Origin of the sequence: Bifidobacterium sp. B4111 (genome assembly GCF_026537235.1) — a bacterium.
GTDB lineage: Bacteria > Actinomycetota > Actinomycetes > Actinomycetales > Bifidobacteriaceae > Bombiscardovia.
Genome location: NZ_JAFNMO010000001.1, coordinates 131649 through 146340 on the forward strand (window position 1 = coordinate 131649; position 14692 = coordinate 146340).

At 58.7% G+C, this 14692-nt stretch carries 14 protein-coding genes and 1 tRNA gene; 14 read left to right on the forward strand and 1 reads right to left on the reverse strand.

Features of this window, described 5'->3' with window-relative positions; translation table 11 throughout:
- Nucleotides 1–227: 227 nt before the first annotated feature.
- The 3 genes from J3T93_RS00615 to J3T93_RS00625 all read left to right on the forward strand — a co-directional run bounded on the left by J3T93_RS00615 (nt 228) and on the right by J3T93_RS00625 (nt 4931).
- On the forward strand, nt 228–800 hold the full coding sequence (locus J3T93_RS00615; protein WP_267430143.1) for an adenylate kinase: 573 nt from the start codon (nt 228–230) through the stop codon (nt 798–800).
- 242 nt (nt 801–1042) lie between these two features.
- Nucleotides 1043–2926 carry an ABC transporter ATP-binding protein gene (locus J3T93_RS00620; protein WP_267430144.1) on the forward strand — a complete coding sequence of 628 codons (1884 nt, stop codon included), beginning with the start codon at nt 1043–1045 and terminating at the stop codon, nt 2924–2926.
- Nucleotides 2916–4931 carry an ABC transporter ATP-binding protein gene (locus J3T93_RS00625; protein ID WP_267430588.1) on the forward strand — a complete coding sequence of 672 codons (2016 nt, stop codon included), beginning with the start codon at nt 2916–2918 and terminating at the stop codon, nt 4929–4931. Before J3T93_RS00620 ends, J3T93_RS00625 begins: the two co-directional genes overlap by 11 nt.
- 232 nt (nt 4932–5163) lie before the next feature.
- Here the strand turns inward: J3T93_RS00625 and gdhA are convergent, their stop codons facing one another.
- Nucleotides 5164–6510: an NADP-specific glutamate dehydrogenase gene (gdhA, locus tag J3T93_RS00630; RefSeq protein WP_024626778.1), complete on the reverse strand. Its 1347-nt coding sequence runs from the start codon at nt 6508–6510 to the stop codon at nt 5164–5166.
- A 383-nt stretch (nt 6511–6893) separates the two neighbouring features.
- On the opposite strand from gdhA, the gene J3T93_RS00635 reads away from it, so the two are divergent.
- The 11 genes from J3T93_RS00635 (at nt 6894) to J3T93_RS00685 (ending at nt 14620) form a co-directional block, all read left to right on the forward strand.
- Nucleotides 6894–7355, forward strand: a complete 462-nt coding sequence (locus J3T93_RS00635; protein ID WP_029678055.1) for an Hsp20/alpha crystallin family protein — start codon at nt 6894–6896, stop codon at nt 7353–7355.
- Between the two features lie 184 nt (nt 7356–7539).
- Entirely contained in the window at nt 7540–7758 is a 219-nt protein-coding gene (gene infA / locus J3T93_RS00640) for a translation initiation factor IF-1 (protein WP_015022331.1), read from the forward strand.
- Between the two features lie 25 nt (nt 7759–7783).
- Nucleotides 7784–7897: a 50S ribosomal protein L36 gene (gene rpmJ / locus J3T93_RS00645; protein ID WP_015022330.1), complete on the forward strand. Its 114-nt coding sequence runs from the start codon at nt 7784–7786 to the stop codon at nt 7895–7897.
- Between the two features lie 133 nt (nt 7898–8030).
- Nucleotides 8031–8408 carry a 30S ribosomal protein S13 gene (rpsM, locus tag J3T93_RS00650; protein WP_015022329.1) on the forward strand — a complete coding sequence of 126 codons (378 nt, stop codon included), beginning with the start codon at nt 8031–8033 and terminating at the stop codon, nt 8406–8408.
- Nucleotides 8409–8488: 80 nt separating this feature from the next.
- Nucleotides 8489–8887, forward strand: a complete 399-nt coding sequence (gene rpsK / locus J3T93_RS00655) for a 30S ribosomal protein S11 (RefSeq protein WP_015022328.1) — start codon at nt 8489–8491, stop codon at nt 8885–8887.
- Between the two features lie 75 nt (nt 8888–8962).
- The gene (locus J3T93_RS00660; RefSeq protein ID WP_015022327.1) at nt 8963–9958 is read left to right on the forward strand and encodes a DNA-directed RNA polymerase subunit alpha; all 996 of its coding nucleotides are present in this window, start codon (nt 8963–8965) and stop codon (nt 9956–9958) included.
- A 125-nt stretch (nt 9959–10083) separates the two neighbouring features.
- The gene (gene rplQ / locus J3T93_RS00665; protein WP_024626776.1) at nt 10084–10728 is read left to right on the forward strand and encodes a 50S ribosomal protein L17; all 645 of its coding nucleotides are present in this window, start codon (nt 10084–10086) and stop codon (nt 10726–10728) included.
- A gap of 78 nt (nt 10729–10806) precedes the next feature.
- A complete protein-coding gene (locus J3T93_RS00670; protein WP_267430145.1) occupies nt 10807–11769 on the forward strand; it encodes a tRNA pseudouridine synthase A in 963 nt (320 codons plus the stop codon).
- 108 nt (nt 11770–11877) lie between these two features.
- Nucleotides 11878–11963, forward strand: a tRNA-Ser gene (locus J3T93_RS00675).
- A 135-nt stretch (nt 11964–12098) separates the two neighbouring features.
- Complete coding sequence (locus J3T93_RS00680; RefSeq protein ID WP_267399406.1) at nt 12099–13127, forward strand: LacI family DNA-binding transcriptional regulator; 1029 nt, start codon at nt 12099–12101, stop codon at nt 13125–13127.
- 200 nt (nt 13128–13327) lie between these two features.
- Nucleotides 13328–14620, forward strand: coding sequence for an ABC transporter substrate-binding protein (locus J3T93_RS00685; protein ID WP_267430146.1), 1293 nt, complete (start codon nt 13328–13330; stop codon nt 14618–14620).
- Nucleotides 14621–14692: the final 72 nt, after the last annotated feature.

Consider the following 14692-nt stretch of genomic DNA (forward strand, 5'->3'; position numbering starts at 1 on the left):
CCTGCAAGTGGTATCAATCCAAACAGCTTATGGTCCGACCCTGTCACTTGTTGACATGGAGCCGGACCATTTTGTGTCAGGCCCGCGCCAGGAAGACAGTTCGTATGAGTTTGAGTGTGCTGAATCTGCTCTTGGACCGGGCAGACGCTAGCATACGGTAAAGAGGGTTCTGCGCGGTTTGGTCCGCCTAGGACTGTAGACCAAGAACATCAAACAAAGGATAGGGAATGGCACAGCGACTGTTGATCATGGGACCTCAAGGTGTAGGCAAGGGCACGCAGGCGGCCTTGCTCAGTAAACATTATGGGATTCCGGCCATATCCACTGGTGACATTTTCCGCTACAACCTTAAGAACGGAACCGAGCTGGGTAAGCAGGCCAAGGCCTACACCGACAAGGGCGAACTGGTTCCAGACGAGCTGACCAATAAGATTGTCAAGGACCGCTTGGGCATGGATGATGCCGCCCAGGGCTGGATTCTTGACGGTTATCCGCGTTCGGCCTCCCAGGTCGAGGCGCTGGACGAGATGCTCAAAGAGCTGAACACTCCGCTGACGGCTGTGGTGGCTTTGGACGCCGACCATGACGTGCTCATGCAGCGCATCGCCAAGCGTGCCAAGGAGGAGGGCCGGGCGGACGATACCCCCGAGGCCATCGCCAAGCGGCTGGATATCTATGCCAAAGAGACCGCCCCGCTGCTGAACACCTATAAGACCCGTGGTCTTCTGGTCGCAGTGGACGGCCAGGGTGAGGTCGATCAGATATCCAAGCAGATCATCACTCAGCTTGACGAGCGTTAACTCATCACCTGTCAGGTGAGAGGCCTGTCACCCCTTGAATCAGAAATTGCCAGATAAAAACCAAGATTAAGAGTGGCTGGTTCGCAAGACCCTGATAAGGCTGGCTAAGGCAAAGAAGCTGCATGACCCAAGTGGCATGACAGCTTCTTTTTGTGGAGGGCGGAAATCCCTGCGCGTCCGCCCAACACTGGCGGACAGGGTGATAGCCTTGGTGCATTCAGACCCTCTGGCGAGGGTATTGCATGTCGGTGATTGGCCGGGAAAATACAGAAACCAGTACAGTAACAGAAGAGGTCTACTTGAAGGGCTCTACGGCATCCGTGGTCAGATCGGATAAGCAGGAACCAGCGCGTCCAAAGCACACCATCCGAACCATTCTGCGCTCCCTGCGCGAATACCGGAAGGCCAGTTTTCTGGCTCCGGCCTTCGTCTTTCTGGAGAGCGTCCTCGAGATAGTGATCCCGACCATCATGGCCTCCCTGATTGACCAAGGGGTCTCGGGGAGGTCCATGCCGGCCATCTTCAAGTTCGGGCTGATCCTGCTGGCCTGCTCGGCCGTCTCCCTGTTCTCCGGGTTCATGTCCGGACGGTATGCGGCCATCGCCTCTTCCGGCCTGGCCAAGAATGTCCGCAGCGATCTGTTCGCCAAAGTGCAATCCTTCAGCTTTACCAACATCGACCGCTTCTCAACGGGGTCCATCATCACCAGGCTGACCACCGATGTGACCAACCTGCAGAACGCCTATCAGATGGTGATCAGGGTCGGGGTCAGGGCGCCGATCATGGTCATCGTGGCCTGGCTCTTCTCTTATAGGATCTCCAGGCCCATATCCCTGGTCTTCCTGATCGCCATCCCCATCCTGGGCTTTGGCCTGATCGGTCTGTCCCTGCTGGTTCATCCCATCTTCGAGCGGGTCTTCCACACCTACGACCACCTCAACAATGTGGTGGATGAGAACCTTCAGGGCATCAGGGTGGTCAAGTCCTACAACCGGGAGGACTACGAGGAGCGCAAATTCAACGGTATCTCCCTGGCTATCTACCGTGCCTTCTGCAAGGCCGAGCGGATCATGAGCCTGAATCCGGCATTGTTGAACTTCTGTATTTATGCTTCTTTGCTGGTCATATCCTGGATGGGCGCCTCCCAGATTGTGGCATCCGGGAACAATGCGGCCCTAGGACTGACCACAGGCGATCTGACCGCCCTGGTCACCTATGCCATACAAATCATGATGGCCATGAACATGGTCTCCATGATCGTGGTCATGGTCGTCATCTCACAGGCCTCGGCCGAGCGCATCTGCCAGGTGCTGAATGAGGTCAGCACTGTGCATGATCCCGCCAAGCCGGTCATGAAGGTGGCCGACGGGTCCATCAGCTTCCAGGATGTGACCTTCCGCTACTCGGAGCGATCCGAACGCTCTGTTCTGAGCCATATCAATCTTGACGTTCCCTCGGGCTCCACCCTGGGCATCGTGGGTGGGACCGGCTCCTCCAAATCGAGCCTGGTCCAGCTCATACCCCGTCTCTATGACGTAACTGAGGGGTCCCTCCAGGTGGGCGGTGTGGACGTACGCCAATACGACCTGACCGTCCTGCGCGACCAGGTGGCCATGGTGCTCCAGAAGAATGTCCTTTTCACCGGGACCATCGCCGAGAACCTGCGCTGGGGTAATCCTCAAGCCACGGACGAAGAGCTGGTGCGCGCCTGCACTCTGGCCCAGGCCGACGGGTTCGTGCGGGAGTTTCCCGACGGCTATCAGACCTACCTGGATGAGGGCGGCACCAACCTCTCTGGCGGCCAGCGACAGCGTCTGTGCATAGCGCGTGCCCTGCTGAAGAAGCCCGACATCCTGATTCTGGATGACTCTACCAGCGCCGTGGACACCAAGACCGACCAGCTGATCCGTCACGCCTTCAGCCAGGAGATCCCCGACACTACCAAGATCATCATCTCCCAGCGTCTGGCCTCTGTGGAGGACGCTGACATGATCGTGGTCCTGGAGGAGGGCAGGATTCTCGACAAGGGCACCCACCAGGAGCTCCTGCGAACATGTCAGGAGTACCGATCCATCTACGAGTCACAGACTAGGAACCAGAGCGAGGAGGACAAGGATCATGAGTGACGGATCATTCAAGGACCGCAAGCCCCGCCTGGACAAAGCCGCGCCGGGAACGACCCGTCGCATCCTGCGCTACCTGCTGGCTTACCGCTGGCAGCTGGCGGTGATCGTGGTCTGCATCATCATCAGCGCCGGGGCCCAGGCGGCATCGGCCTTCTTCCTCCAACCGCTGATCGACCATTACATCCTGCCTCTGGTCGGAGCCGCCGACCCTGACTGGGGACCGCTCATGAGGACCCTGATTCTGATGGGCTGCCTCTATGCAGTGGGGACCTTCTGCTCCTGGTTCTGGAACTGGCTGATCGTCAAGGTGGAGCAGGGCACGTTGAAGACCATCCGCGACCAGATGTTCGCCCACCAGCAGGAGCTGCCCATCGGCTTCTTCGATACTCATGAGCACGGCGACACTATGAGCCGCTACACCAACGACACGGATACCCTCCGTCAGGCCATCTCCCAGTCCTTCCCGCAGATGGTCTCCTCGGTCCTGTCCGCCCTGGCAGCCCTGATCTCCATGCTTTGGCTCTCCATCCCCTTCACCGTTCTGACCCTGGTCTTCGCGGCGGTTCTGATTGTGGTGGTCCGGGTTCTGGTCACCCGAAGCGGTCGCTACTTCGTTCACCAGCAGCGCTATCTGGGCCAGGTGAACGCCTTCGTGGAAGAGGCCGTCAACGGGCAGAAGGTCATCAAGGTCTTCAACCATGAGGATGCCACCGCCAAGGTCTTCGAGCAGAGGAACCAGGAACTCTTTCAGGCTTCGGCCCAGGCCAACACCTACGGTAACGTCACCATGCCGGTCGTGGGCAACATGGGCTACCTGCTCTATGTGATCCTGGCCATCGTCGGAGGCCTGGCTGGCATCGCGGGTATGGGCAATGTGGGACTGACCGGGGCAGGGCCGCTGACCCTGGGAACCATCGTCTCCCTCCTGACTCTTTCCCGCTCCTTCATCAACCCCATCGGCCAGGTCTCCATGCAGTTCAACATGGTCATGATGGCCCTGGCCGGCGCCTCCAGGATCTTCGATCTGATGGACCAGCCTGTCGAGTCCGACCAGGGCACGGTCAGATTGGTCAGCGTCGAACTGGCCTCGGACGGGCGGACCATGACCCCTGTCGACCATGAGACAGGGCACTGGGCCTGGAAGCGTGAGGCCGATGACGACGGCAGGCGCTCGCTGGAGGCTGCCATGAAGCTTCCAGGCGATGCCCGGGATGTGGCCCTGAAGGCCAAGGATCAGGCCATCACCTCGCCTGATGGCCGATACACCCTCCTCCAGGGGGATGTGCGATTCACCGATGTCAGCTTCGGGTATGACCCGAGCAAGCCTGTCCTGCACGACATCACCTGGTTTGCCAAGCCCGGGCAGAAGGTGGCTTTGGTCGGCGCCACGGGGGCCGGCAAGACCACGATCACTAACCTCATCAACCGTTTCTACGACATCCAGCAGGGGCAGATCCTCTATGACGGGATCGATGTGAGAAACATCCGCAAGCCTGACCTCCGCCGCTCCCTGGGCATCGTCCTTCAGGATGTCAACCTCTTCACGGGCACCGTCCTGGACAACATCCGCTACGGGCGCCTGGATGCCACGGACGAGGAGTGCATCGAAGCTGCCAGGATGACCAACGCCGACAGCTTCATCCGCATGCTTCCCCAGAGCTACCAGACCGTTCTAGAAGGGGATGGAAGCGGGCTGTCCCAGGGTCAGCGCCAGCTGATCTCCATTGCCAGGGCGGCTGTGGCCGATCCGCCGGCCATGATCCTTGACGAAGCCACTTCCTCAATCGACACACGCACCGAGGAGGTGGTCCAGCAGGGCATGGACGCATTGATGCGCGGCCGAACGGTCTTCGTCATCGCCCACCGGCTCTCCACGGTCCGTAACTCCGATGTGATCATGGTTCTGGATCACGGACGGATCATTGAGCGCGGCAATCATGATGAGCTGATAGCCAGGCACGGCGAGTACTACCAGCTCTACACCGGAGCCTTGGAGCTAGAGTAGGGTTCTCCTGAATTGTCGAACCTTGGGAGTAGGCACCGATAGTTTGCGATTCGGCAATAAGCAAAACCAGTGGGGTGGGGGCGGCACATGACTGATGCTCCCGCCCCTACGCATAGCTGATGGCTTGCTAAGTTCAATCCCCATCTGAGCTACTGGTATCCCCATGAAAAGAAGGGCCTGACCTGCAAATTCAGCAGGTCAGGCCCTTTATGAATAGGAATCAGGTTCGATCTCAGAGGATGCCCTGGGCCACCATGGCATCGGCCACCTTGGTGAAGCCGGCCACGTTGGCGCCCAGCATCAGGTCGCCCTCATGCCCGTATTCCTTGGAGGCCTGGTAGGACTTCTGGAAGATTCCAGTCATGATGTCCTTGAGTCGCTGATCCACCTCGTCGAAGGTCCACTGTAGGCGCAGGGAGTTCTGGCTCATCTCCAGGCCGGAGACGGCCACGCCGCCGGCATTGGCGGCCTTGGCGGGCCCGTAGAGCACCTTGTTATCCTGGTAGACCTGGATGGCCTCGGGGGTGGAGGGCATGTTGGCGCCCTCGCAGACCACCGTGCATCCGTTGGCGACCAGGGTCTTTGCGGATTCCTCGTCGATTTCGTTCTGCGTGGCGCAGGGCAGGGCAATGTCGCAGGGCACGGTCCAGACGCCCTTGCAGCCCTCGTGGTACTCAGCGGAGTCCACGCGGTCCGCATACTCGCGAATTCGGCCGCGGTGGCCCAGTTTGATGTCCTTGACCACGTCGAGATCAATCCCATTGGGGTCATAAACGTAGCCGTTGGAGTCGGATGCCGTTACCACCTTGGCGCCCAGCTGTTGGGCCTTTTCGGTGGCGAAGATGGCCACGTTGCCCGAACCGGAGATGACGACGGTCTTGCCTTGGAAGGAATCCTTGCGCAGCGTCTGCAGGGCCTCCTGGGTGTAGTAGCACAGGCCATATCCCGTGGCCTCGGTCCTGGCCAGGGAGCCGCCGAAGGTCAGGTCCTTGCCGGTCAAAACACCCGAGTACTCGTCGCGTATTCTCTTGTACTGGCCGAACAGGTAGCCGATTTCGCGGGATCCTACGTTGATATCGCCGGCGGGCACGTCGGTGAACTGTCCGATGTGGCGCTGCAGCTCAGTCATGAAGGCCTGGCAGAAGCGCATGACCTCGGCATCCGAGCGGCCCTTGGGATCGAAGTCGGATCCGCCCTTGGCGCCGCCCATAGGCAGTCCAGTCAGCGAATTCTTCAGAATCTGCTCGAAGCCCAGGAACTTGATGACCGACTCGGTCACGGTCGGGTGGAAGCGCAGGCCGCCCTTGTAGGGGCCGATGGCCGAGTTGAATTGGATCCGGTAGCCGCGGTTGACCTGAACGTGGCCCTGATCGTCGGTCCAGGCCACACGGAACTTGACTGCACGTTCGGGCTCGACCAGGCGCTCCAGCACGCCATTGGCCTCATACTCGGGATGCCGCTCCACCACGGGTTCCAGGCTGGAGAAAACTTCGCGGACAGCCTGCAGGAATTCCGGCTGGTCGCCGTCGCGCTTCTCAACCTGCTGGTATACGCGCTTGATGTATTCGTTGGTGAGCATCTGAGCTCCTTTGACTAGGAATGGCCGGTCCGTCCGGTCCACATGCGATTGGGTCCGCCCTCAAGAGCCTGCGGGGGCTGGCGGAATCTTATCCTATGGTAAATGCCTCAAAGTTACGTCACAAGAATTCTGTCCCGTAATGTCTGACATGTGGTCATTGAAGGCCCGAAGAATGAGAGGACCAGGAAGAGCAAGCTGGGCTACTGTCAAAAGTTGAGTCTCCTAGACTCAACTTTTATTCTTTGGGTGAACATTGGGCATGAAACCCGGGGCCTGCGGTTTGGACAAAGTGAAGGGCAGGGAGCCCGGGAGGACAGGTCAGGATGTCCACCTGGGGTTCCGGTCCGCAGAAACTATGACTTAGAGAATCAGGAGATGTGATTATGGCTATGTTTCCCGCATTGATGAACAATTCGATCTTCGGCGACTTCTTCGATGATCCCTTCTTTAACAACTGGCGTGACGGGCGTCGGCAGGGCCAGGGCGCCAAGAACGCGCTGAACAGCCCCTTGATGAACACGGATGTGCGTGAGAAGGATGGACAGTACCAGCTCTCCATCGACATGCCCGGCTTCGACAAGAAGGACATCGGCCTGCGTCTGGAGGATGGCTACCTGATTGTCTCCGCCCAGAAGAACGGTGACCAGGGTGACAAGGATGACCAGGGACGGTGGATTCGGCGTGAGCGCTACACCGGATCCTGCTCCCGTAGCTTCTACGTTGGCGACAAAGTCCGCCAGGAGGACATTCATGCCCACTATGCCAACGGCACCCTGGAGGTGACTCTGCCCAAGACCAGCATCGAACCTGCTGACAACACGCAGAACATCGCCATCGAGGACTGAGGGACTCGATTCCGTAACGGACCGCCTGAATGACTGCTATACTGATTGAGCGGCAGCCGTCCAGACGGCCCTTTTGTCGTGTCAACACGCTATTGCCCAATTCTGGGTCTACTCATGCTATACTTACCATTTGGCGTGTCTTTCGATGCGCTGTGTAACCGGCCGAGGATCGGATAGAAGGCTTATGGCAAAAGATGGTGTGATCGAGGTGGAAGGGCGTGTGGTCGAGGCTCTCCCGAATGCGATGTTCCGCGTCGAGCTCGAGAACAAGCACCTAGTGCTGGCCACCATTTCCGGCAAGATGCGTAAGAACTACATTCGCATTCTGCCCCAGGATCGGGTGGTGCTCGAAATGAGTCCCTACGATCTGAACCGCGGACGGATTACGTACCGGTACAAGTAACAAGGTACACAAGCAAAGGAAAACCATGAAGGTCAGCCCTAGTGTGAAGAGAATCTGCGAGAACTGCCGCGTGATTCGTCGTCACGGCCGCGTCATGGTGATCTGCAAAAACCCACGCCATAAGCAGCGCCAGGGCTGAGCGGATTCCCAGCGGCAACGAACACCAAAGGCGCTGAGTCACAGCCGACAGGCTGAACCCCGGGTGCGCAGGCCCGGGCCGGGAGACCGGAAGACTCGGTGCACGACCTGCGTAGAACAAAAAAGGAATCGCAATGGCACGTCTTGCCGGAGTCGACATCCCCAACGAGAAGCGCATAGAGATAGCCCTCACCTACATTTTCGGTGTGGGGCGTACCCGCGCCAAGGAAACACTTGCCGCGACCGGAGTGAATCCGGACACCCGCGTCAAGGATCTCACGGATGAGCAGCTCATTACGCTGCGTGATTACCTCGAAGGCAACTATAAGATCGAGGGTGATCTGCGTCGTGAGATCGACGCCGATATTCGCCGTAAGATCCAGATCAATTGCTATCAGGGCCAGCGCCACCGCAGGGGTCTGCCCGTACGTGGTCAGCGGACCAAGACCAACGCCCGCACCCGCAAGGGACCCAAGCGCACCGTCGCCGGAAAGAAGAAGGCGACCAAGTAAGGCCGAATGCGAAGCGGGGATGAGGGTCCCCGATGAATCGCACTAGCAATCAGTTATTCGTGACAAGGAAACGAGGATCAATGGCAGCAGCAAAGCAGGCCGCGCGCAAGCCTCGTCGTCGGGATCGCAAGTCGGTTCCGGTCGGGCAGGCGCATATCAAGTCAACATTCAACAACACCATCATCTCCATCACCGATCCTTCCGGTGCTGTAGTGGCCTGGGCTTCAGGCGGCGACGTAGGCTTCAAGGGCTCCCGCAAGTCCACTCCTTATGCAGCGGGCATGGCCGCCGAATCCGCAGCCCGCAAGGCCATGGAGCATGGGGTCAAGAAGGTGGATGTCTTCGTCAAGGGCCCGGGTTCGGGCCGCGAGACCGCCATCCGCTCCCTGCAGTCCGCAGGCCTGGAGGTCGGTTCCATCTCTGATGTGACCCCACAGGCACACAATGGCGTTCGTCCTCCCAAGCGCCGTCGCGTCTGAGCACTAAAAAACCCATGAATCCACCCGCGAAGACCGGTGAGTGCACCACCGGTTGGAGCTGAAAGGATAGCAACAGTGCTTATTGCACAGCGTCCGACTCTTACAGAAGAAGTCGTCAATGCCCAGCGCTCTCGTTTCACCATCGAGCCGCTGGAGCCCGGATTCGGGTACACTCTGGGCAACTCCCTGCGTCGTACCCTGCTGAGCTCCATACCCGGTGCGGCTGTGACCTCGGTCCGCATCTCGGGTGCCCTGCACGAGTTCACCACGCTGCCTGGTGTGGAGGAGGACGTCACTGAGATCCTGCTCAACATCAAGGGCATCGTGCTGACCAGCGAGTACGACGAGCCTGTGGTCATGTATTTGCGCAAGAGCGGCAAGGGCGAAGCCACCGCCGGGGACATCACCCCGCCGGCCGGTGTCACCGTGGCCAATCCTGATCTGCATATCGCGACCCTGGCCGAGGATGGCGAGTTGGAGATCGAGTTTACGGTGGAGCGTGGGCGTGGATACGTCCAGGCCCAGCTCAACAAGCAGGACAACGATGAGATTGGCCGCATCCCGGTCGATTCCATCTACTCTCCAGTACTCAAGGTCAGCTACAAGGTCGAAGCCACCCGTGTCGAGCAGCGCACGGATTTTGACAAGTTGATCCTGGATGTGGAGACCAAGCCGGCCATATCGCCGCGTGACGCGGTGGCATCCGCCGGGTCGACCCTGGTTGAACTCTTCGGCCTCTGCCGCGAGCTCAACACCCAGGCTGAGGGCGTGGAGGTCGGACCCGAGCCTGTGGTGGAAGAAGCCGATCCGCAGATGTCCGTGCCGATTGAGGATCTGAACCTGACGCAGCGTTCCTACAACTGCCTCAAGCGCGAGGGAATCCACACCATCGGCGAGCTGGTCTCGCACACCGAGCAGGATCTGCTGGACATTCGTAACTTCGGCATGAAGTCCATCGACGAGGTCAAGGAGAAGCTTGAGGGCATGGGGCTGTCGCTGAAGGCCTCCCCGCTGGGCTTCGACACCAATAATCTCGAGGGGGGCACCTTCTTCTCGCCTGACGACGAGTGAGAGGCTGCAGCCTTCGTATGAGCGGGCGAGGGGAAGGGTTCCTTTGCCTGCTGACAGCAATTCCGGGAAGTCGGATGTTCGGGCGTATGCCCACCTGTCCTCCCGGGCCGTAAGGAGATAATCCAATGCCAAAACCTAGCAAGGGCCCACGTCTGGCCTCCAGCCCGGCACACGAGCGGCTGATGTTGGCCAACATGGCCACCAGCCTCTTTGCCAACGGCCGTATCACGACCACTCTGCCCAAGGCCAAGCGCCTGCGTCCCCTGGCTGAGCGGCTGATCACCTTCGCCAAGCGTGGGGATCTGCCTGCCCGCCGTCGTGTCATGCGTGTCATCCGCGACAAGTCTGTGGTTCACATTCTGTTCACGCAGATCGCCGAGCAGATGCAGCAGCGTGAGGGTGGCTATACCCGCATCACCAAGATCGCGCCCCGCCGTGGAGACAACTCCCCACAGGCCGTGATCGAGCTGGTCACTGAGCCCCTGTCGGCCAAGAAGGCCGTGGTCAAGGAGGCTGAGTCCGCAGCCAAGGTGGCCGCCAAGGACGACAATGCCGAGGTGGCAGCAGCCACCGATGCCGCTGTCGCCGAAGGCGCTGCCAAGGATGCCGTCGACCAGGCTGTCGAGGCCAATGAGTCCGATCAGGACGTGGCCCAGGCTGACCAGGCCGCCGAGGATCTGGAACAGACCGCCGACAAGGCGGATCAGGCCGAAGCCCAGGCTGAGGAAGATGCCGACGTGGCTGAGGATGCCGAGAAGTCTGCCGAGTAATCGGTTATTGCATTCGATGACGGGGTCGGGGAGCATGGCTCTCCGGCCCCGTTTGTCATTGCTGCCAGGGAGGTCTTGATGGAAGGTCAGGAGGGGAAGATGTCCCTTGTCAGGCTGCGCATGGATCTGGCCTATGACGGTGGCGGCTTCCATGGCTGGGCCCGGCAGCCGGAGCTTCGCACGGTCCAAGGTTGCATCGAGCAGGCCCTGTCTCTGATCACCGGAGCCCGCGGCTCACAAGGCGGAGTTCCTCATAACCACGACGTCTGGGAACCAAGACTGGTCGTGGCGGGCAGGACCGACACTGGGGTTCACGCATCCCACCAGGTTGCTCACCTGGACATTCCCGATCTTGTGCTCGAGTCCTGCAGGGGCCATATGGAGGTCGATGGTGTTGAGGCCCTGGAACGCCGCCTCCGGCACCTGCTGCCTGCTGACATTGTTCTGCTCGGTCTCAGATTGGCCCCAGTGGGTTTCGATGCCCGCTTTTCTGCCCTGGAACGCACCTATCTGTATCGGGTCAGCCAAGGGGGTCAGCCAGGGGATCCTCGCATGCGAGGCTTTGTGCTGAATCTGGAGGGAAGCCTGGATCTGCGGGCTATGAACGAGGCTGCAGCGGAGTGTATCGGGCTGCATGACTTTGGGTCTTTCGCCAGGCCAAACCCCGGCGGCACGACCATCCGCAAGGTCCTGGCCGCACACTGGGATCTGGTTCCGACTGCAAATCTGTTCGGTACTGCTCCGGACCAGAGCGCCATCGGATACCTTCCGACTTTCATGGAATCCGGGCTGACCGTCTTTCGGATCGTTGCTGATGCATTTGCCCATAATATGGTCCGGTCACTGGTTGCAGCCTGCATTCAGGTGGGTCTGGGACGCCGGTCCGTGCAATGGTTTGCCGACAAGGTAGCCCACCCCCTGCGCGAGGGTTCCACCGGTCCCATAGATGCCCGGGGCCTGACCCTGGAGCATGTGGCCTACCCGCCTGATGACCAGCTGGCTGAACGGGCGCAGGCCATCCGGGCCCGCCGCGCACTATGACCCTCCGGCTGTTCTTGGTAACCGTTGACTGCGCCACGCCGCTTGCCAGGTAGGGACTCTGTGGCATAATAGAAAAGTTGTTGTTCGGCAGTGTCGGGCAACGACCATGGTTGAGTGTCCGAGCGGTCTAAGGAGCACGCCTCGAAAGCGTGTGAGGGCAACTCCCTCCGCGAGTTCGAATCTCGCCTCAACCGCCCCCATTGGTCCCGGCCCGACGGTCGGGGCCTTTTTTCGTATACTGTCTGGTGAGGGTATGTGCATGAGCCTTGGTGTGCAAGACTAAACCTTTAAGATAAAGGGGCTCATGTTTTCCTGCTGAAGGAGGTCCTTTGGCCGGTATCAAGGATGTGGCTGCTCTGGCGGGAGTTTCCATAAGTACCGTTTCTTATGTATTCTCGGGCAAGCGGCCTGTAAGCGATACAACGAAGATCAGGGTTCTCAAGGCAGTCCAGCAATTGGATTACCACCCCGGTTCCGGAGCCGCCATACTCCGCAGGGACCGCAGGACCCACCTGATCGTGCTGAGCTCACCCATGCATCCCTATACCGACTATTCGAACTATGCCACCTTTTTCTTCGCCGTGGTTGCCAGGGCCAGACACTACCACTACAACGTGGTCCTTTTGATGGATGAAGACGATACTGATGAACTCCTGCGGATGTCATACAGTGGCATGATCGATGGCGTCCTCCTCTTGGATGTGACCATGGAGGATCCACGTGTGGCCCAGGCACATACCTCCTTGGTGCCCTATGTCTCCATTGGATATGCCAGAGATCCGTCCAATTTGATTTCCGTTGACGTGGATTTTCATGCCATGGGCCGACGAGCTGTCGATGAGTTCTATCGAATGGGTCATCGGCATATGCTCATGGTCGGATCCAACAGCCAGTCCTATGAGCAAGGTTCCAACTTCCTGGTTCGAACCAAAAAAGCTGCCATCGACAGAGCCCAGGTGCTGGGGATAAAGACGACTTTCCTGTATTCCACCGGCGACGATGCCAGGCATGTCAGTCAGTTGATTGATCAGGCTTTTCGGCTGGACCCTGAGATCACGGCGATCATGGCTCAGACCAGCATCAGTCACATGAACAACGTCATTGTTGCGCTGTCAAGACGTGGACTTTCGATTCCAAAGGATGTTTCCATGCTGGCATTAAGTACTTTCGGCAATGCCTCCGTTCTGGAACGTCCTCTCGATGAGATTCCCATGAGACCTCATGAAACATGCTCTCGCGGGGTGGATATGTTGATGGAGTGTTTGGAAGGCGTTGGGGAAAAACCGGGAACAGTGGAGCTGATCCGTTCCGACTACAAACGCAGGGGATCTGTTGGGCCGGTCCGGCTACATAGCTGAGAACCTTAAACTGATGTTCTGTGCACCGTCGCACAGGGGATAAAACCGGGTTTCATGTAGCGTCATAGGTTATCGAAAAACATCGAAATACTATGTCAATTATAGTCAAATCATTAAATTAAAAAATGGTTGTCCAATAAGGAGAATCATCAAGCGATGAAGCTAGGAAAAGAGGAGCGATGAAGTTTCCCCGGAGAATCATGGCAGCTGTTACGGCTGTGGCAAGTCTGGCGGGCATCATGGCCTTATCCGGATGCGGCGGCAGTGACAGCGCCCAAGAGGAGCATCCTGATTCCATCAAGATCTGGTATTACGAGGAGGATAACGGCGCCCAGGGCAAAGCCTGGAAGCAGGCCATTGCCGATTTCCAGAAGAAGACCGGCATCAAGGTCAACTTCGAGAAGAAGACCTTCGAGCAAATCAGACAAAACGCCAGCCAGATCCTCAACTCTGATGACGCCCCAGATGTGATGGAGTACAACAAAGGCAACGCCACTGCGGGCCTGCTTTCAAGCCAGGGCCTGCTGTCCAACCTCAACGACTACGTCAAGAAATACCAATGGCACAAGAAGATCACCGGATCCTTGGCGGTCCCGGGCCGGTATGACGAGAAGGGCGTCATGGGATCCGGCGACTGGTACGGCATGACCACCTATGGCGAGGAGGTGATGATGTACTACAACAAGGACATGTTCGACAAGTACGGCATCGCCATACCGAAGACCATGCCCGAATTGGAGCAGGCCATGCAAAAGTTCAAGGACAATGGCGTCACAGCCTTGTCCGAGGGCGTGGCTGAATACCCGCTCCAACATCTCTGGTGGCAGTTGGTCCTGCAAAAAGCCGACCAGCGCTTGATCGACGCCTATCAGCGCTACGACGGGAAGGTGGACTGGCAAGGCCCGGCCATGACCTATGCGACTGACACGATCAAGGACTGGGTCAACAAGGGTTACATCAGCAAGGACTCGACGGGTCTCAAAGCCGAGGATGCAGGACAGAACTTCATGAAGGGGACCTATCCCATGCTGTTCTCGGGCTCTTGGTGGTTCGGACGTTTCCAAAGCGATATTCCCAATGTCAATTGGGAGGTCGGCCTCTTCCCTGAAACCAAGAAGATCCCCGGCGGATCGGGCAACATCTGGGTGATTCCCGAGCGTTCCAAGAAAAAGGACGCTGCAGCGAAGTTTATCGACATAACGCTGAGCAAAGAGAATCAGAACCTGATGGGCAACTCCGGCGGATTGCCCATTGCAGCAGATCCTGCACAGATAAGCGATCCCAAGTGCAAGGAGCTGATCGCCGGTTTCAACCAGGTCATCAAGGATGATCGTCTGGGTTACTATCCGGACTGGCCTACCTCAACCTTCTATGACGAGCTCAACGCGGGTCTACAGGAGTTGGTCAACGGGACCAAGGACACCAAGGCCGTGCTGACGGAGCTTCAGGGCAAGTATGACAAAGGCGTCGAGACATCGGGGCTGAAAAAGTAGTCAAACCATAGGCCGGCGGGTGCGCTCTTGATACGGCCTCGCCGGCTTCCACCCCGCTGCCATCTGCAGCGG